Annotated in this window: 17 protein-coding genes; 2 read left to right on the top strand and 15 right to left on the bottom strand. The window is 52.0% G+C overall.

Annotated features, from left to right (window positions below; translation table 11 throughout):
* Positions 1-84 precede the first annotated feature (84 nt).
* The 14 genes from ABID47_RS01515 to ABID47_RS01450 all read right to left on the bottom strand — a co-directional run bounded on the left by ABID47_RS01515 (position 85) and on the right by ABID47_RS01450 (position 15,641).
* A complete protein-coding gene (locus ABID47_RS01515; protein WP_354494693.1) occupies positions 85-2,361 on the bottom strand; it encodes a penicillin-binding transpeptidase domain-containing protein in 2,277 nt (758 codons plus the stop codon).
* Positions 2,362-2,379: 18 nt separating this feature from the next.
* Positions 2,380-2,796: a hypothetical protein gene (locus ABID47_RS01510; RefSeq protein WP_076169846.1), complete on the bottom strand. Its 417-nt coding sequence runs from the start codon at positions 2,794-2,796 to the stop codon at positions 2,380-2,382.
* An 86-nt stretch (positions 2,797-2,882) separates the two neighbouring features.
* Complete coding sequence (rsmH, locus tag ABID47_RS01505) at positions 2,883-3,833, bottom strand: 16S rRNA (cytosine(1402)-N(4))-methyltransferase RsmH (protein WP_105444520.1); 951 nt, start codon at positions 3,831-3,833, stop codon at positions 2,883-2,885.
* Positions 3,834-3,853: 20 nt separating this feature from the next.
* Positions 3,854-4,291 carry a division/cell wall cluster transcriptional repressor MraZ gene (gene mraZ / locus ABID47_RS01500; protein ID WP_076169844.1) on the bottom strand — a complete coding sequence of 146 codons (438 nt, stop codon included), beginning with the start codon at positions 4,289-4,291 and terminating at the stop codon, positions 3,854-3,856.
* Positions 4,292-4,506: 215 nt separating this feature from the next.
* Positions 4,507-5,778 (bottom strand): adenosylhomocysteinase, encoded by a 1,272-nt coding sequence (locus ABID47_RS01495; protein ID WP_116229533.1) that lies wholly within the window; start codon positions 5,776-5,778, stop codon positions 4,507-4,509.
* A 27-nt stretch (positions 5,779-5,805) separates the two neighbouring features.
* Positions 5,806-7,437 carry a bacillithiol biosynthesis cysteine-adding enzyme BshC gene (bshC, locus tag ABID47_RS01490; RefSeq protein ID WP_354494692.1) on the bottom strand — a complete coding sequence of 544 codons (1,632 nt, stop codon included), beginning with the start codon at positions 7,435-7,437 and terminating at the stop codon, positions 5,806-5,808.
* A gap of 143 nt (positions 7,438-7,580) precedes the next feature.
* Positions 7,581-8,510 carry an ABC transporter ATP-binding protein gene (locus tag ABID47_RS01485; protein ID WP_116229531.1) on the bottom strand — a complete coding sequence of 310 codons (930 nt, stop codon included), beginning with the start codon at positions 8,508-8,510 and terminating at the stop codon, positions 7,581-7,583.
* Complete coding sequence (locus tag ABID47_RS01480; protein WP_354494691.1) at positions 8,507-9,502, bottom strand: ABC transporter ATP-binding protein; 996 nt, start codon at positions 9,500-9,502, stop codon at positions 8,507-8,509. Before ABID47_RS01480 ends, ABID47_RS01485 begins: the two co-directional genes overlap by 4 nt.
* 14 nt (positions 9,503-9,516) lie before the next feature.
* Positions 9,517-10,464 (bottom strand): ABC transporter permease, encoded by a 948-nt coding sequence (locus tag ABID47_RS01475; protein WP_089548194.1) that lies wholly within the window; start codon positions 10,462-10,464, stop codon positions 9,517-9,519.
* A 2-nt stretch (positions 10,465-10,466) separates the two neighbouring features.
* On the bottom strand, positions 10,467-11,399 hold the full coding sequence (locus tag ABID47_RS01470) for an ABC transporter permease (protein ID WP_076169838.1): 933 nt from the start codon (positions 11,397-11,399) through the stop codon (positions 10,467-10,469).
* Between the two features lie 234 nt (positions 11,400-11,633).
* On the bottom strand, positions 11,634-13,307 hold the full coding sequence (locus tag ABID47_RS01465; RefSeq protein WP_354494690.1) for a peptide ABC transporter substrate-binding protein: 1,674 nt from the start codon (positions 13,305-13,307) through the stop codon (positions 11,634-11,636).
* Positions 13,308-13,472: 165 nt separating this feature from the next.
* Positions 13,473-13,865, bottom strand: a complete 393-nt coding sequence (locus ABID47_RS01460) for a DUF3397 domain-containing protein (protein ID WP_076169836.1) — start codon at positions 13,863-13,865, stop codon at positions 13,473-13,475.
* A gap of 6 nt (positions 13,866-13,871) precedes the next feature.
* Complete coding sequence (locus ABID47_RS01455; protein WP_354494689.1) at positions 13,872-14,840, bottom strand: ketopantoate reductase family protein; 969 nt, start codon at positions 14,838-14,840, stop codon at positions 13,872-13,874.
* A 150-nt stretch (positions 14,841-14,990) separates the two neighbouring features.
* Positions 14,991-15,641, bottom strand: coding sequence for an RsfA family transcriptional regulator (locus ABID47_RS01450; RefSeq protein ID WP_076169834.1), 651 nt, complete (start codon positions 15,639-15,641; stop codon positions 14,991-14,993).
* A gap of 328 nt (positions 15,642-15,969) precedes the next feature.
* Here ABID47_RS01450 and ABID47_RS01445 point away from each other — a divergent pair, with 328 nt between their 5' ends.
* Together ABID47_RS01445 and ABID47_RS01440 are read left to right on the top strand one after the other, a co-directional pair.
* Positions 15,970-16,206, top strand: coding sequence for a DUF2626 domain-containing protein (locus tag ABID47_RS01445; RefSeq protein WP_076169833.1), 237 nt, complete (start codon positions 15,970-15,972; stop codon positions 16,204-16,206).
* Positions 16,207-16,425: 219 nt separating this feature from the next.
* Positions 16,426-17,526: a coiled-coil domain-containing protein gene (locus ABID47_RS01440; RefSeq protein WP_354494688.1), complete on the top strand. Its 1,101-nt coding sequence runs from the start codon at positions 16,426-16,428 to the stop codon at positions 17,524-17,526.
* Between the two features lie 40 nt (positions 17,527-17,566).
* On the opposite strand, the gene ABID47_RS01435 is transcribed toward ABID47_RS01440, so the two are convergent.
* Positions 17,567-18,787: an extracellular solute-binding protein gene (locus tag ABID47_RS01435; protein WP_354494686.1), complete on the bottom strand. Its 1,221-nt coding sequence runs from the start codon at positions 18,785-18,787 to the stop codon at positions 17,567-17,569.
* Positions 18,788-18,887 lie beyond the last annotated feature (100 nt).

The raw sequence follows: 18,887 nt of genomic DNA, 5'->3' as shown, positions 1-18,887 counted from the left end.
CTCCCCGCTTCCCTACAGCTTCATGACTGTTCATATCATGAATATTCGGGACAACCAGGGGATAGAACAAGCTGTTGCCGCTTATCAGTTATCGCTGGCTTCTTCCCCGGACTTACCGTCGGCCGAATCGCCGGCCGACGTATCCTTCGAACCGGAATCGTCCTTCGTGGAGGATGATGAAGTATCCTGCGATGTCTCTTCGTCCTTGACCGGCTTCAGCGTCAGCTGGACGGAACGCTTGCCGTTCTTGTCCGTAACCAGCTGCTCGCTGACGTATCCTTGGCCTTCGACGGTAACCGAGCATTTCAGCAAGGTCAAAATATCCAGCGCATCACGCAGCGATTCGCCTTTTAGATCCGGCACGGTCATCTTGTCGGTCTCCTCCGTGAGCAGATAGATGCGCTGCCCCGGGCTCATCGGCGTTCCCGCTGCCGGGAACTGCCGGATGACCGAGGTGCCCTTGCCGATCGTTTCGAAGTCGATGCCTGCGTTCAGCAGCTTCTGCTTCGCGTCCTTTACGGCCAGCTTCGTGAGCGTCGGAGCCGGTGAGCGTTCTGACGTCGTTTTGCCGTCGGACGTTTTTTTGGTGTTCGCCTTCGGCACGCCCATATACGGCAAGGCTTGGGACACGATTTTCTTAAAGATCGGCGCCGCCACCGTGCCGCCGCCGACATCAGGGTCATTCGGCTGGTCCACAATGACAATAAGGGCGATCTTCGGATCGTTCACCGGAGCAAAACCGACAAAGGAGACGACGGACTTTGAGTAATCCGGTTTGCCGTCGGAGCCGTATTTGACCGCGGTTCCGGTTTTACCGGCCACCCGGTATCCGTCGATGTAGGCGTTGCGCCCGGTACCTTTTACCTGGTCCGCGACGACCTGTTCCAGGTAGCTGCTCGTTTCTTTAGCGGCTTCCGGGGAAATGACCTGCCGTACGACGTCGGTCTTGGTGGATTTGATAACCTTACCGGTATCCGGATCCGTGATTTCTTTAATGATATGAGGTGTTAGCAGCTTTCCGCCGTTCGCCACCGCACTGATCGCCGCCAGCTGCTGGATCGGCGTCACGGATACGCCGTGTCCGTAGGACGCGGTCGCCACCTCGACCGGACCCGGAAGATTGATCGTGGTGGAGACTTCGCCTGGCAGTTCAATGCCCGTCTTCTGACCGAAGCCAAAATCCTTGATATATTTCAGCAGGCGGTCTTTCCCGAGCATTTCCGATCCCAGCTTAACGAAAGCGACGTTACTGGAGCGCTTCACGCCCTCAAGGAACGTGATTGGTCCCCAACCATAACGATTGATATCATGAAGGTACGTATGAGTCCCTTTGACCTGGATTTGTCCGGACTGGTAGATCGCATTTGGATTAAAAAGCTTTTCCTGCACCGCACCTGCCAGCGTTACGATTTTGAACGTGGAACCCGGCTCATACGTAGCTTTGACGGCATAGTTGAAGAAGTCTTTCTGGTCCTTCGTGTTCCAGTACGTATTCGGGTTGAATGTCGGCAGGTTGGCCATCCCGAGTATATCCATCGTCTTCGGATCGGCAGCAATGACCGTCATGCTGATCGGTTGGTACTTTTCGTACGTCTCTTTCATCGCGTCTTCGATATAATACTGGATCGTGTCGTCGATCGTCAGCTTTAAATTTTTACCATTGACAGCCGGCTTGTACACCATATTCGCTTCGGGAAGCTGGTCTCCTTGCCGGTCGCTTTCGTATTTCATGAGTCCTGAGGTGCCTTTGAGGTAATCATCCAGACTTGCCTCAAGTCCGGCGACAGCCTCACCATCCCGGTTCGTGTAACCCAAAATATGAGCCGCAAGCGTCCCCTTCGGATAATAGCGTTTCTGCTCCTTGATCATATCCAACCCGGTTTCAAGCACCTTTTTTTCTTTTTTAAGCTGTGCCTTCAACTCTTTGTTGAGATCTACGATCTGGGCCTTCTTCGTTTCGTCAATTTTCCACCCTTCGTTCCGGACCTCCCGGTTGGTAAGGTATTCCCCGTCCTTGTCTTTGGCATTTACAAGTTCTTTAAGCTCGCTTTCATCCTTGCCTAAAATCTTGTGCAGCCCTTCGATGATTTCGTTCTCCAGCCCATTCTCGTGGATAACGGCCGGATTGACGATAACGGTATAGGCCGGGACGTCGGATGCGAGAATATCGCCGTTACGGTCCGTAATCGTGCCGCGGGATGCCGGAATCGGGACTTTTTTCGTCCACTGGGCGACCGCCCGATCATGCCAGTCATCCCCATTAACCACCTGCAGTGCAAATACACGAATTAACAGAACAACAAAAAGGAGGGTGATGAATCCTCCTAGGAGCAGTGTGCGAAGTTTTATTCTTTTTACCATGCTCAACCCTCACAAGCTCTATTTTTTTGCCGTTTCCGACCCTGTTCCGGCGTTATCCGTACTTGTCGTATTGGAACGCGGAACGGTAAGCGCCTCCTTGCCCGGTTCTTGGTAACCAAGCTGGATCGCCTTCTCACGGATTCCGACCTCAAGGCGCTGCTTCTCCGCCTTAAGCTCTTTAATGGTCACGTTCATGTTCTTAATGTTCTTGTCGACCTTCTGCCCTTGCTTGTTCAGGTCGTAAATGTTGGCGTTCTGCCAGATGATCAGGCTCGCCACCATGACGCATATTCCAACCGTCAGCAAATAGAGCAGCTTTTCCTTGATCGGCAGATATGTACGGTGAGTAACGACTTTCGTCTTCTCCCGGTACCCGGGAGACGTTCGTTCAGCGACCTTCTCCTTAACTGCCAGGTTACCACGCGTATAGGCCATGTCTGATTCCCCTTTGTCTTAGTCTCTACGCCCTGAACATGAATCCTTGCCTTCAAAAATATGAATCGTGTGTCAGATGCGTTAGGTTATATTTTCTCAGCAACTCTCAGCTTGGCTGAACGCGCTCGCGGGTTCTGTGCAAGTTCTTCTTCACCCGGCACGATCGGCTTGCGGTTGACCAGTTTCATTTCACCCTTCCCACCGCACACGCACATCGGAAAGTCCGGCGGGCAGGTGCATTTGCCTACGTAGCTGTTCAAAATTTGCTTGCATATCCGGTCCTCCAGCGAATGGAACGTAATCACCGATACCCTTCCGCCGGGAGCAAGACAGCGCACCGCTTGATGCAGCGCTTCTTCAAAAGCGCCAAGCTCGTCGTTCACTGCGATCCGAAGGGCCTGGAAGCTTCGTTTGGCCGGATGGCCGCCTGTTCTCCGCGCTGCCGCCGGAATGCCTTCCTTAATAATATCGACCAACTCGCCCGTTGTTTGAATGGCTTTCTGCGCTCTGCGCTCGCTGATCACTCTGGCAATCCGTCTTGAGAACTTTTCTTCCCCGTATTGGAACAAAATCCGGGCAATTTCCTGCTCAGGCCATTCGTTTACAATTTCGGCAGCCGTCAAGGACGCCGACTGATCCATCCGCATATCGAGCGGCGCATCGTAATTGTAGCTGAATCCCCGGTCCCCTTCGTCAAACTGGGGAGATGACACGCCCAGATCGAACAAAATGCCGTCCACCTGCGGGATGCCGTCCTTGCTCGGAACAGCCAACTCCCGGAGGGTTTCCTCCAGATGCCGGAAATTCGTCTTGACCAGGGATACGCGGTCTGCGTACGGGGCCAGCCTTTCCTTTGCGTTATCGAGCGCCCAGTCATCCTGGTCCAACGCGATCAGCCTGCCGTATTCCCCCAGCTTGGACGCGATCAGGGAACTGTGCCCCGCACCCCCAAGCGTGCAATCGACATAAATGCCGTCTCTCTTCACGCGCAGCCCTTCTGTCGCTTCTTCTTTAAGCACCGTGATGTGATGAAACAAGCTGCAGCCCTCCAAACTCTCTACAAATCAAAATTCAAATCAACCAGCTTCTCAGCAATATCGTTAAACGTCTCTTCAGATTGCTGGAAGTATTCCTCCCAAGTATCCTTGCTCCAAATCTCCACCCGGTTCGATACGCCGAGCACCACGCATTCTTTCTCCAGCTTTGCGTATTGGCGGAGATTCCCCGGTAAATTTACCCTTCCCTGTTTATCCCATTCGCATTCCGTTGCACCCGAGAAAAAAAACCGGGTAAACGCACGCGCGTCGGATTTCATCAGGGACAGTGACTTCAGCTTTTGTTCCAAAATTTGCCATTCATTCATAGGATATACAAATAGGCATTGGTCCAAGCCCCGGGTGACCACAAAGGAGGAGCCAAGCAGCTCGCGGAATTTGGCAGGGATGGTGACGCGGCCTTTATCGTCTAAGCTGTGTTGATATTCCCCCATAAACACCGTTCACTCACCCCTTTAACCCCAAATCCCCACTTTGCACCACTTTCCACCACTTAAGGATACTAGATTCGCCGGATAAAATCAAAATCCTGCCTTATCCACATGTTTTTTTGTGGATAAATCCAACCCAGTCCTGCGCGGAAAAACAGCAAAAACCCCCTGATTCGCGAAGAATCAAGGGGGTTTTCCACATGTGGATAACCACAATTTACCGATTATTCGTGGGTGGACCAGCTGTCCAAATACCGGATCTGCTCCTGGCTCAGCCGGTCGATCTGAATCCCCAGGCTTGCCAATTTATGGCGTGCGACCTGCTCGTCGATTTCGAGCGGCACGTTCAGCACCTGAGCACCCAGGTTTTGATAGTTGTCATTCACGTATTTCAGCGACATCGCCTGGAGGGCGAACGTCATATCCATAATTTCCGCCGGATGCCCGTCTCCCGCTCCAAGATTGACAAGGCGTCCTTCGGCCAGAAGGTAGATTTTGCGGCCGTCCGTCAGCTTGTATTCTTCGATGTTACGGCGCACGGTGCGTACCGACTCGGCTCGTGCCGCCAGTTCCGGTTTGTTGACTTCGACATCGAAGTGGCCGGCGTTCGACAGGATCGCCCCGTCCTTCATCACGTCGTAATGCTCACCGGTGATGACGTCCCGGTTGCCCGTCACGGTCACGAAGAAATCACCGTGCTTCGCGGCTTCCAGCATCGGCATGACTTCAAAGCCGTCCATATGAGCTTCCACCGCACGGATCGCATTGACTTCCGTCACGATGACTTTGGCGCCAAGTCCCTTGGCCCGCATCGCTACGCCTTTGCCGCACCATCCGTAGCCTACAACGACAACGGTTTTGCCCGCTACGACCAGGTTTGTCGTACGGTTGATTGCATCGAACACCGATTGTCCCGTACCGTAGCGGTTATCGAATAAATACTTGCAGTAAGCGTCATTAACGGCCACCATCGGGAACTTCAGCAGCCCGTCTTTTTCCAAAGCCTTCAAGCGAATAATACCGGTCGTTGTCTCTTCCGCGCCCCCGCGGATCGTCTCCAGCAGGTCCGGCCGTTCCGAGTGAAGGATCGTCACCAGGTCTCCACCGTCATCGATAATGAGGTCGGGTTTGGTCTCCAGCGCCCGGATCAGAAATTCCTTGTACTCCACCGGATCCGGATTGTATTTGGCCAGCACGGTCACACCGTCTTCCACAAGCGCCGCACAGACGTCATCCTGTGTGGACAACGGGTTGCTGCCTGTGATCGTTACTTCCGCACCGCCGGCCTTTACCACTTTAGCCAGGTATGCCGTCTTGGCCTCCAAATGCAGCGAAATGGTGACCTTCAGCCCCTTAAACGGCTGCTCCGCTTCAAACTGCTTGCGGATTTCGTTTAACACCGGCATATGGGCCTCCACCCAATCGATTTTCAAATGGCCTTCCGGTGCCAGCGCCATATCCTTGACGACGCTGTTTTGCAGTGAAGATGAACTCATCTCATTGCCTCCCTATCCTCTTTTTGATTAACACTCGATAATGCGGTGCTCCGCCGTAAAATGATCCGAGGTGCGGATCAAATCATGAATCCATTCGAGGCCGTAGCGGTTTAAATAGTAGAAAATATTAAACACCCGTTCCTGCGGTTTGCCCAGCGGAAACAGGGAAACGCCGATCCGGTCCCACTGCCGCAGCTCGGCTTCATGCTTCTTCTCCACCGCTTCGCGTGTTTTGCGTTCCAGATAAGATATTTGCTCCAAAATTTTGCCCTTGTTTTTCTCGCTGAGCGGGATCAAACCGGACTGAATCGTGCCCAGCTCGCGGATCAGCGGTTCGTACAGCTGCTCAAAGGCCCGGCGCGTCTCGGCGAATTTCGGCTCGATATGGAATTCCTCCTGGCTCGAAAGCCATTGCTGGCGGGCTTCTGCAAACCGGTGCTGAACATCCTGGAAGGTCACGCCGAACTTATCCATGTATTTCTGCAAGGCGCCTTCGATCAAGGTAAAGGACATCCGCGGCAGCAGGATCGGCATCCGGAGCCCAAGGATTTCGAAAGCCTGCTTCGTAATGGCCCAATAGGAAATTTCCCCTTGCCCAAGCACGGTACAAAGTACCGGGAACAGCGATTCCTGCATCATCGGGCGCGTCAGCACATTGTTGCTGAACCGCTCCGGATGAGTCCGAAGCTGCTCCAGCAGCTCACTCTGGCTTAAGCTGACGATCCCTTTGCGGTCGGTGAACTTGCCATCCTGTTTATACAGCAGCAGACGGTTTCCTTCATATATATAGAACAAATTGGCCCCGCCGGCCGCAACTTCCGCCTGAAGCGAGTAGCCTTTGCCGGTAATACACGCCGCAGCCTGCTGATAAGCCTGTTCCAGCCCGTCGTTGCGCTCGATCATTTTTTCAAACACCGGAACTTCCAGCTTGCGCAGCTCAGGATCCGCCGAATCGAGCAAAATCAAGCCGTACTCGCCAAACAACCGGCCCAGCAGCTTGGCGAAAGCGTCGCTGAGATTATCCGACTGCTCCGACGCCTCATGGATCCATTTCAAAATCTCCGGCTTGTTTTCACTGTCCGGAAGCCATCTGCCCAGCTGGTCGAATGACTGCTTCCATTCGTTTGGACCAATCGGAATCGCACTCACCGACGAGCGGGGTCCCGGCTTCGCTTCCATCTTGATTTTGGCGACCTTCAGCTCCGGTGTCATGACGTACGTATGGTTCACTTCATCGAAGTCATGGTCCTCACCCGCGATCCAGAAGACGGGCACCACCGGCCGGTTGAATTTCTTGGCCGCTTCTTGCGCCGACTGGATAATGGTCATGGCTTTATAGATCACCAGCAGCGAACCGGTAAACAATCCGCTCTGCTGTCCCCCCACCACGGCCAGCGTTCCTCCCTTCGCCAGCAAATCCAGTGCATTATGTACCGCCTGATGGTCATTGTGCCGGCTGTTATACCGCCGTAAAACTTCTGCCAATTCGCCCCGGTTAACCCGGCCGGACTCCGATTGGTCAAGCCATTCCACACGTTTCAGCCAGCTTGCTTCATCACGAAAATCTTCGCCGTATAAAGGCTGTACTTCACTAAAACGGTTTATATAATCATCTGCAAGAGCCGAACCGCTCTTGAGTGAGTCGGAAACCACATTCATGGGTATGCCTCCTATTCTGTGCCCAATCACTTCCGTGCTTACTTTATACTACCGCAATCTTTCTTGATTGTAACCAATGTTGTTGTATCCGTCAAAGCAAACAAAAAACCGCCGGGATCACCCGGCGGTAAAGCTGTCATAGCTTAGGCATATGGAGCAGCGACCCAATGGCCTTTGGAAACTTCCACAAGTCTCGTGTCTTCCTGATCCGCTGCATCTCCGCCTTTGGCGGAGTGAATCGGACCCGAATTTTCGTCATTCATCAAGATCCGCTTCTTGTTCTCCTCCACTTCGGGATCCGGGATCGGAATCGCCGAGAGGAGCGTTTTCGTATACGGGTGAATCGGATTGGCGTACAGTTCCTCACTGTCGGCCAGCTCTACCATTTTGCCCAGGTACATCACCGCTACGCGGTCACTGATATGCTTGACCATCGACAGGTCATGGGCAATGAACAGATAGGTCAGCCCAAGCCGGTCCTGCAAATCCTTCAGCAGGTTGACGACCTGTGCCTGAATGGACACGTCCAGCGCCGAGATCGGCTCGTCGCAAATAATGAACTTCGGATTGACGGCAAGCGCACGGGCAATCCCGATCCGCTGCCGCTGACCACCGGAGAACTCATGCGGATAACGGGTGGCATGGTCCGGATTCAGACCGACCATATCCAGCAATTCCTCCACGCGCTTCTTCCGCTCTTTGCGGCTGCCGGCCAGGTTGTGGATATCCAGCGCTTCGCCGATAATGTCCGATACGGTAAACCGCGGGTTCAAGGAAGCATATGGATCCTGGAAAATCATCTGCATGTCGCGGCGCATCGCTTTCATCTTGGAAGGCGACAGCTTGTAAATATCCGTGCCGTTAAACTTGACGCTGCCGGCAGTCGGCTCGTACAGGCGGAGAATCGTACGGCCCGCGGTCGACTTGCCGCAGCCCGATTCGCCCACCATGCCGAGCGTTTCGCCTTCGCGGATGAAAAAGTTAATGTTGTCCACGGCTTTGACGATCTTGCCGCCGCCGACGTTAAAGTATTTCTTGAGGCCTTCGACTTCGATCAAATGGTTCTCTTTCATGACGATTGAACCTCCTTGGCCATCGGATGAAGATTCCAGCAGCGCGCCATTTGGGTGTCGCTGAATACCGTCGCTCCCGGATTGATCCGTTCGCATACTTTCATCGCTTCATCGCAGCGGGCGCAGAACGCGCAGCCGACCGGCGGTTTGATCAGGTCCGGCGGCGTACCGATAATCGGAATCAGCGGCTCGCCCTTCTTCTGGTCAAGACGCGGCATCGAACGCAGCAGGCCTTTCGTGTACGGGTGCTGCGGGTTTTTGAAAATCTCCCACTTCGTCCCCGTCTCTACCACTTCACCGGCGTACATGACGATAACGCGGTCACACATGCCGGCAACGACGCCGAGGTCATGCGTAATCAGGATAATGGAAGTTCCAAGCTTCTGCTGCATTTCCTTCATGACGTCCATGATTTGCGCCTGGATCGTCACGTCCAGCGCTGTCGTCGGTTCGTCGGCGATCAGGAGCGCCGGGCGGCACGCCAAGGCGATTGCAATCATGACGCGCTGGCGCATCCCGCCGGAGAATTCGTGCGGGTACTGATTGAAGCGTTCTTCCGGGTTCTTGATGCCGACAAGTCTCAGCATTTCCAGACCGCGCTCTTTCGCTTCCGCGGAGGACAGCTTTTGGTGCTTGATCAGAACCTCGGTAATTTGCTTGCCGACCTTAATCGTCGGATTCAGGGAAGTCATCGGATCCTGGAAAATCATGCCGATGTCTTTCCCGCGGATCGCTTCCATTTCTTTATTGGTTTTCTTCAGAATATCTTCGCCCTGGAAAATAATCTGACCGCTCTTGATGTCAGAAGGAGGAGACGGGATCAAGCGCATGATCGTCTGCGCCGTCACACTCTTACCACTGCCGGACTCACCGACGATCGCCACCGTTTCTCCTCTGCCTATTTCAAAATTCATGCCGCGGACGGCTTTGACTTCGCCGCCTTTGACTTGAAAGGATACATGCAGGTCTTTTACTTGTAAAATCGGCTCCATGATCTCACCTCCTGTTATTTCAATTTCGGATCGAGCGCATCGCGGAGGCCATCACCGAAAATGTTAAATGCGAGCATTGTCAAACTGATCAGAATGGCCGGGAACAGCATCCGCCAAGGATAGTACATCCAGCCGGTCAATGCGTCGTTGACCATCGAACCGAGCGAAGCGATCGGTGCCCGGACACCCAGACCGAGGAAGCTAAGGAAGGCTTCCGAGAAGATCGCGTTCGGTACCGACAGCGTCAAGGTGACGATGATCGGACCAACCGCATTCGGCAGCAGGTGGCGGAACAGCAGCCGGCCGGAGCCTGCTCCCATGGAACGGGATGCCAGAACGTATTCCCTGTTCTTCAGCTGCATAATTTCACCGCGGACGATCCACGACATGTTAATCCAGCCGGTAATGGTCAGCGCCAGGATAATCGTTCCGATACTCGGCTCAAAGACGACGAGCAGCAGAATCGTAACCAGCATATAAGGAATGGAATACAAAATTTCGGAAAACTTGTTCATGATGGCGTCGACGCGACCACCAAAATACCCCATGATACCGCCGTAAATGACACCGATCAAGAGGTCAATGAGTGCCGCAGCCAGGCCGACGACCAAGGAAATACGGGCGCCCATCCACGTCCGGACGAACATATCGCGGCCCAAGTCGTCGGTGCCGAACCAGTGCTCCTTGGAAGGAGGCTGATTCGTTGCCAGCAAATCGTTGGTCGCCGAATCGAATTTCGAAATGATCGGCCCGATAATCGCAGCCAGAATGATCAAGATGAGAACGACCAAGCTTGCCATGGCGAGTTTATTTTTACGAAGACGCTGCCACGCATCTCTCCACGCCGAAATACTTTCCCGCTGAATAATTTCAGCCTCTTTCTCATCGGTACCGATTTTCCGGAAGTCTTCGGGCGTCAGCTCTACGTTGTTATTCATCAAGGTTGGATCCTGTACAGCCATCGTTAGCCCTCCTTCCCGCCGGTTAATTTAATGCGCGGATCAACCAGCACGTATACGATATCGGTGATGAAACGGGCCAGCATCAGCAGAACGCCGTAGAAAATCGTCACACCCATAATCATCGTGTAATCCCGGTTGGTAATACATTCGACGAACACTTTACCAATCCCGCCGATGCCGAAGATCTGCTCGATAACGACGGAACCCGTAATGACGTTGGCGGTCATCGGTCCGATATAAGTGACCACCGGCAAAATGCCGTTACGGATCACGTGCTTGAACATAATGGTCATCCAGTTGAGGCCTTTGGCCTTGGCTGTCTTGATGTAATCCGCATGCAGCACTTCGAGCATGCTCGAGCGCGTCAAGCGGGCGATAAAGGCAATCGGCTGCGCCGACAACGCGGCGACCGGAAGAACGTAGTCAAGCGGGCCGTCAAAGCCCATGACGTTGAACCAGCCCAGCTTCTGCGCAAACAGATACTGGATCAGCGATGCCAGCACGAAGCTCGGAACGGCGATGCCCAGCACCGCCAGCACCATGGCGATATTATCTATAAGCTTTCGGTGGTACAGCGCGGCGAGCATGCCGAGGAGCACACCGACAATTACGGAAATAACGATGGCGAAGATACCCAGTTTCAGGGATGCAGAGAAGGTCTGCAGAATAATGCCCCCTACCTCCTGGTTTTGATGCTTCATGGAAATCCCCAGGTCACCTGTTGCAATATCCCCCAAGTATTTGAAGTATTGCTGATATACCGGCTTGTCCAATCCATACTGCTCCATCAGCCGGGCTTGGATTTCAGGCGGTACATTTTTCTCGGACATAAAAGGGTTACCAGGAATGGCCTTCATCAGAAAAAATGTAGCCGATATCAAAATAAAGAGCGATACCAGCATATAGAAAAACTTGCTCAGTACGTAACGTACCATGTCCGATTTACCCTCCCCGCTAAACTTCATATAACATGGCACCAACCATCGCGGGCCATATTTCAATTTTAAAGAATGCCGAATCTATTTGTCCATGCTATATATTTCAAATTGAAGAAATCCTTGGTAAAGATATATACTAAGCAAAAAAAACGGGATATATATGGAAGCTCCACATATATATCCCGAACAGTATTTATCAAGCTAAGCTGCTTTTGTTAGACCATTCGAAATTTATTCGAAATAAGCTCTTGTAAAGTCTACTTGACCGGCATAGTCAATGACAACACCTTTAAGATTCGGTTTGATCAACGCAACGTTTGTATAGTAGTAAATCGGCAGCACGACCTGCTGATCTTTAATGAGCATCGTTTCAGCCTTTTTAAAGTCTTCCATACGTTTTGCTGTGTCAGGTGTAGAGAATGCGTCTTTGATCAAAGCATCATACTCTTTGTTTTTGAAGCCGGAATCGTTGTTGCCGCTGGTCGAAGTCCACAGATCGAAGAAAGTCATCGGATCGTTGTAGTCCGGGCTCCAGCCGGCACGTGCGATTTGGTAGTTCAGGTTTTGACGGTTCTTGAGGAACACGCCCCACTCTTGGTTTTCGGTTTTCACTTCAACGCCAAGATTTTTCTTCCACATATCTGCAATGGCAAGCGCAATTTTCTTATGCTTGTCATCGGAGTTGTAGATCAAAGTGATCGGAGGAAGCGTCGTGTATCCTTCTTCCTGCATACCTTCTGCAAGCAGCTTCTTGGCTTCTTCCATATTTTCGGTGAAGAAATCGTCCTTGAACTCGGTACGGTATTCGCCCTTGTCACCGGAAATGCCTGGCGGCACGAATCCGAACGCAGGGGTTTCTTCACTCATCGTTACTTTATCGACGATATCCTGACGGCTGATCGCCATCGAGAACGCCTTACGGATTTTTACGTTGTCAAACGGTTTCGCTGTTGTGTTGAACACATAGTAGTAAATGCTGCCGATCGGTTTCAAATCGAGCTCGTCCTTCAGCTCGTTCTTCACTGCAGGCATTTGGTCCGTAGGAATCGTTCCGTTCGGGTTACCTGCGTAGTCAAGCTGGCCAGCCTTGTAGCTGGACAGTTCCGTTGCGCTGCTGTTGGACAGCGACATCGTAACCTTGGTCAGCTTGATGTTTTGGTTATCCCAGTAGTTTGCGTTTTTGGTCACTTCGATCTTCTGACCGGTTGTCCAAGTTGTGAGCGTGAACGGTCCGTTCGTTACCATCAGCTTCGGATCGGTTGCCCATTTGGCGTTGTCTTTCACCGATTGATGCACCGGATAGAACGTGTAGAACGAAGTCAGACCCAGGAAATAAGGAGTCGGATTGTTCAGTGTGACTTCCAGTGTGTTGTCATCTGTCGCTTTTACGCCAACTTGGTTAAAGTCGGTAATTTTTTTGCTGTTGTAGTCTTCTGCGCCTTTAATGTAATAAAGTTGATATGCATAAGGCGGTGCTGGGCTTGTAGCCGGATTCAAAACCCGCTCCCAAGCGAAGACGAAGTCTTTTGCCGTTACAGGGTCGCCGTTGCTCCACTTCGCGTCTTTACGCAGATGGAACACGTACTTCAGACCGTCGGAGGAAACATCCCACTTCTCGGCCACACCCGGAATCGGGTTGTTATCCTTGTCAATACGCACAAGGCCTTCGTACATCATTTTCAGTACGGTGTTAGCTTGAGTGTCCTGGGCTTGCGCCGGGTCAAACGTTGGCGGCTCTGCGCTCAGGTTAATGTGAAGTACTTGTTCTTTAGCAGCCGACGAACTTCCCTTGTCGCCGCCGCTAGCCGTGCTGCCGCCATTGTCATTCTTGGAACCGCACCCAGCAAGTACAGTGCCAACAACGAGGATCAGCGTCAGAAGCATGAGCAGGCTTTTCCTTTTCATTAACTGTTCCCCCTAAAGGTAAATTAATTATGTGTATGGTAAGAAATTATACAACCAGTGGTCAAAAAAATCTACACAGAAAAACATGAAAATTTTACTTTCTTGTGACAAGCGGCCAAAAACAAGGATTTTCCCTGCCTTTTTGTTGATTTAAATTGTAAAATATTAGGCCCCGGTCTGTATTATGTATTTAAAAATACCGATTAATGTAAAGATGATGTAGCTTGCACTCATGAGCATAAAGGACATTCTCCATACGACTTTGGCGATTTTCCTGGCATCAATTCTGCCTTTGAGCCGGTTCTGGGCCCCGCCGATCAACCCCACCGCGATGAGCATGAACAAGAGGATTAAATAAAAGCCGAATCTTGTATGGAACGTATTGTTGAACAACGCCGCAACCGAAAAAATCAAAAACAATGTAGTGACGTCCATGGCCAGCAGCAGCGCGCGGTTTCTGCTGTTTTTCCGCCAGTAATATCCTCCTAAATACACGAGCAAAAACGGGAAAAACGGAAGGATGCTCAAAAAAATAAATGAATTTCTCAAGAAATCCAAGATTCCTCACTCCTCCTCTGCGATTATTCCTTCGATGAGCCGGGTCACCAGCTCGTTGACAGGAGCCTGAACCCCCGCCTTCAGCGCCATGTCCGCGATGCTTCCATTAATCCAGCCGATTTCCGTCGGCGAACCGGCAAGCACATCCTTCAGCATGGACGAGGTGTTCCCGGAAGTCGCTCTGCACACATTCAATATTTGATCCCACATGTCTTCTTCATACCGGATTCCGCATGCGTCGTAAACGGCTAGCGTTTCTTCATACAATTCCTTCATCAGCTTCATCCTCGCCGGACTTTTCAACAGCTCTCCGTTCGGAATCCTCCAAAGTGCGGTCAGCGGATTGATCACCGCATTGATCAGCAATTTACGAAACATCATGTTATCGATGTCATTCGACAATACCGGGTAAAATCCTGCTTGTTTTAGGGCCTGAACAAGATTTAACCACCGGCCGCCAATCTTCTTGGAGACATGCCCTACACCGCTCTCGCCGATGACCGTATCCCCTGATCCCGCATGAAACACTTCTGTAAACGATGTTCTCTTTGCACCTTCAGTCGTCACCGCAGCCAGTATAGTCCATCCGGGCAATATCGCCTTCAGCCTGTCCATATGCCCGTAGCCGTTTTGAAAACAAACGACGACCGGCCGGCTGGATCCTTGCGGAAGCCTGACTTGTGATAAATAGCGGCATACCGCCTCCGTATCCTTTTGTTTGGTCATCACAAGCACATAATCTCCCGGCTTCGTCTCCCAAGCTTGTCCGAGCTGTTCGACCGTACCGGATTGAAAATGCGCGGGTTCCACCTTTAATCCACTCTCACCGTCTTTGGCAATATGGATGCCGGAATGACGGAGCTCCTCCGCCTGTCCAGCGCTGCGGCTCCAGATCCGCACCAGGCTGCCGGACCAGGCCAATTTTCCCCCAAACAGCAGTCCGAGCGATCCCGCGCCCACAATATCGATCAGCATTAGCCTGCCCTCCGTGTCCAATGGTTACTTTCCGTGTCCCTATTATAGCGCATCCGGGATCACATAAGGCTTACACGTACGAAAAAACCCGTTCGGTCTGCGCAAACTTCACGCATCCGCACGGGATCTGTATTGCATCGTGTATGACTTTTACTCAATCCGCTCCAAATTGCCGTTGGCATCCATCTTGAACCGCGACTTCAGCTCCTCGTCCTCTTCGTTCAAAAAGGCAAGCCTCCGTGCCCGGTCCATAATTTGAATAAGCGCTTTGTAGTCGTCATTAACGACCCTGTAATCGGTTTGGACTTCACTGACTTCCCGGGAGAGCCGCTCGTTGACCCTTCTCAAATTGTTCAGCTCTTCTTCCTTTTCACGGAGCTCCTTCTCCAGCATTTTCAGCTGGCGTCCGTTTTCCTGGAGGCTCCCTTTCCACTGCTTCAAAAAGCGGATGACCGCATCGATGGAGAGTGTCTCTTCACTGGCTCCCTCCATTTTGTAATAACCCGCCTCAGCTTCGGACAGGCCTAAACCGGCCACCTGAATTCCCGAATTTGCCGGCTGCTTCTTATAGTAGCTCCGTTTCTGGCGCTGCGTCTTGGCCAGGCTGATTGCTTCCTCATACTTTTTACGGACGCAGCTGTTCCATCGGAATCCGCAGGCTGCCGCCGTCCTTCCGATTTTTTCGCCTACTTCCTCAAAAGCGGCCAGCTGAGTGCTTCCTTCCCGGATATGCCTTAAGGTTACTTCCGCCAAAATAAGGTCATCCTCGCTGCTCCATGCATCTTGTCTAACTGCTGTCATGCAACAAAACCCTCCTAACAACATCCTAAAATAACCCGTCTCCATAACCGGATTGTTCACCGGGTACTGAATAAGGTATAACAGCTGCTTATTTTCATTTCTATGCTTCTCATAGAGTTCATAGAATCTATTTGATACTAAATTGTATTGCCAATTTGCAAAGCGCTCATACCCTCATATTGGAAATTTGCCGATGCATGGCGATGTATACTTTGTCATCATGGGACCACAATAATAAAAACAACTTTTTCGTTTACACAATTTTGGGTTAACGATATAATGATACGTAGCTTAGCTATGACCGTACATAAGGAGAGGGGGATATAACGTGGCACGCATGTTTCGAGTACTCGGGTTCTTTACGCTCGCAATCGGGCTTATGGCATATGCCGGCAACATGGTCGAGATGGCTCTGTTGTTCTTCGTACAGACCGCATTTTTCGTCATCTTGGGGTATCTGAAATTTACGGAGAGAACTTACATTCTTCTCTTCTGGGGCTATATGATCGTGACGTTTACCGGTTTCAGCTATTGGACAGTATTCAAAATGGGCTTACCGCTTTAATCCGATCATTAGAGAACCCAAAGGAAAGCGATCCGACATCCAATGCCGGGTCGCTTTTTTCGCTTATGCCGACTTTTATCGGGGGCACCTGCATAAATCTGAATCTGCATGCTGGGGTTATTGGGTTTGCCAAATCTGACAGGCTCCAAGAGAGATGATATTTTTTACCGTTGAATCATATATTTACAATGGACAACCATGGGGGAGGGATCAAATCCATTGAAGCCTTACAATCGACGCCTGCGAATCCTCTGCCTGCTTCTGCCGATGCTCTGCCTGTCGCTGCTCCGCCCCGTACCTGAGCTTCGGGCCGACCCGTCCGCCGGCGCCAGCACAGACGACCGAGAAATATTGCAGAACAGCCTGTCTGTTGTGGAAATCGACCGGGAGATTGAGCGGATCACCGCGCAGCAGGAGACCATCCAGCAGGAGCTGAAGAGGCTGTCCGGGCAGCTGGAAGACAAGCTGCTTCAGATCCAGGAACAGCAGAGCCGCGCGGGAGCCGTCATTCGTTCTTATTACATGGGGGAAAGGGAAGGCCTGCTCGTTGCGGTGCTGTCCGCCAAAGATTTGGGCAGCCTCATTCATATGTATGATGTCTACGATATGATCATGGAGCATGACCGCTCGGTTCTTGACGCGTATCAATCGGAGTACATGGAGATTAAAAACACGAAGCTGGCCATGGAGAAAAAGACGGCCGATCTGGAAGAAATGAAGTCCAATCTCATTGAGCAGCGGGCACGGGTATCGGCCCTGCAGCAAAAGGTCGATCAGGGAATCGCCTCCAGCAGCGATCCGGAAGCGCTCAAGAAAATGATCGAGGAATTTACGCTGTATTGGGAAAATGTCGGGCTTAACGAGGTAAAAACCTATTTTAACGCGCTCGCCTCAGCCATGAACGACCTCCCGGAGTTTATCCAGAATCAGGACGGAGCGATCCGCACCAACGGAACGACCTATAATATCGACATCAAGGAGGACGATCTGAACGCTTTCCTCCGCTCCAAAAACGATCTGTTCAAGCAGTTTGCTTTCCACTTTGGCGAAGACGAGATTACGGCCTCCGGCCAAAGCGGCACGCTGTCCCTTGAAGTTCAGGGCCACTACAGCGTCGAGGAGCAGCCGCAGAACTCCATCATGTTCCATGTGGATAAGCTCGTATTTAACGGCTATGAACTGCCCGATACGACATGCCGCCAAATGGAGGAAGAGTTCGATTTGGGATTTTATCCGCAGCAAATCGTCTCCTTCGTGAAGGCGACCGAGGTGAAAAGTACGGATAAAAACCTCCATGTCACGCTTAAGCTGTCCATGTAACACAAAAAAAGCCGGAGACGAACTGCCCGCAAGTATCGGATCAGCTTCCTCCGGCTTCCCCTTTTACAGCCCCAACGTAATCTGCGGCCGTAGATTTGCCTGTAATATAATCGCCTGATGCTTTGACAAACACATCCCATTTCGCCTGCAGCCTGCCTGTGTCCTTATCGGTACCCGCCGTCTGAAGCAGGGAGTTGAGATGGAACGGCAGCCCGGCCGGATTGAATACCGTATCGTCGTACAGGCTCTTCAGCGCCGGAAGTTTACCCGTAGCCTGGTACCATTCCTGCTGAACGACTGCTGAGCTCATATACGCGATCCATTCGGCCGCTTCTTTGGCACGCTGCGATCCCGCTGATACGGCGTAGCTTCGGCTGCGCAGGAGCGACGGATAGATGGCATACAGCTGCTCGGGCATCCGCAGTTCCGTATTTGCTGTCTGAGACTTCGCCGCTTCCGAGACGGCGGAAATGGTTAGCGGAAGCTGGGCTCCGTCAGCGCCTTGCTCGGCCTGATCGATTTGCATGAATGCGCGAGTCTTGTCGATCCATTCCAGGGATGCCTGGCTCGGGCTTAACGGATCGGTACCCAGTGCTCCCATCAAAGCAGCAGCATCATAGCCGTCCCCGGACGAAATCTCCAGCAGCTGCTGATGTCCTCGGTTCTTCGTTTTGTTCAGCAGCTCTTTCCAACTGCTGATACCGCCTGGAATATCCGTCACTCCAAGCGCATTCAGTGCTTTCATATTCCATGCCAGCACATAAGGATCCATGTCGGCGGGCGTTCCCCACTGGTAGCCGTTCCATTCCACCTCTTGCAGCAGCGGGTTGATGGTATCACTATCCGCACGATTGCTTGTATAGAATTCAACTGGCAGCAGGTAGCCTCGGGAGGCCATCGGGCGGACCCACGAGCTGTTGATGAGCATGACATCGGGGCCTTCCCCTACGGCCAAAGCGGACGTCAGCTGAAGGTAAGCATCGGCATCCGGGATGTTGTTCAATTCCACCGTGGCTCCGGTGTCGGTGACATATGTATGATTCAGCTCCTCGAGCTGTTTAAAATCCTCATCGCTCAGGTGCACGGTGACCCGGATGGGGGATTGGGACGTTCGCTCTTGTGTGGAAGGCTGCGGAAACAGAGACGCGTCATCTTCCTCTTCATGACCCGATGGGGTCTGCGACAAATCCTGCCCCTGGGATAAAGCGGTTAAAGAGAGCAGCAAAATGGCAAACAGAAGCCAGTAATTTTTCCGCCTCAAGTCTCTAGGCCTCCCCTCACAATACTTATACAATATTTTAGCAAATTCATAGGGCGCTTGTCCTATTTTTTTCTGGAAATGTTTAACGGACTGGCAAGAA

Origin of the sequence: Paenibacillus favisporus (assembly GCF_040545415.1) — a bacterium.
Lineage (GTDB): Bacteria > Bacillota > Bacilli > Paenibacillales > Paenibacillaceae > Paenibacillus_AQ > Paenibacillus_AQ favisporus.
Note: the sequence above shows the minus strand (reverse complement) of the source record. Positions and strands in the feature narration are given on the sequence as shown.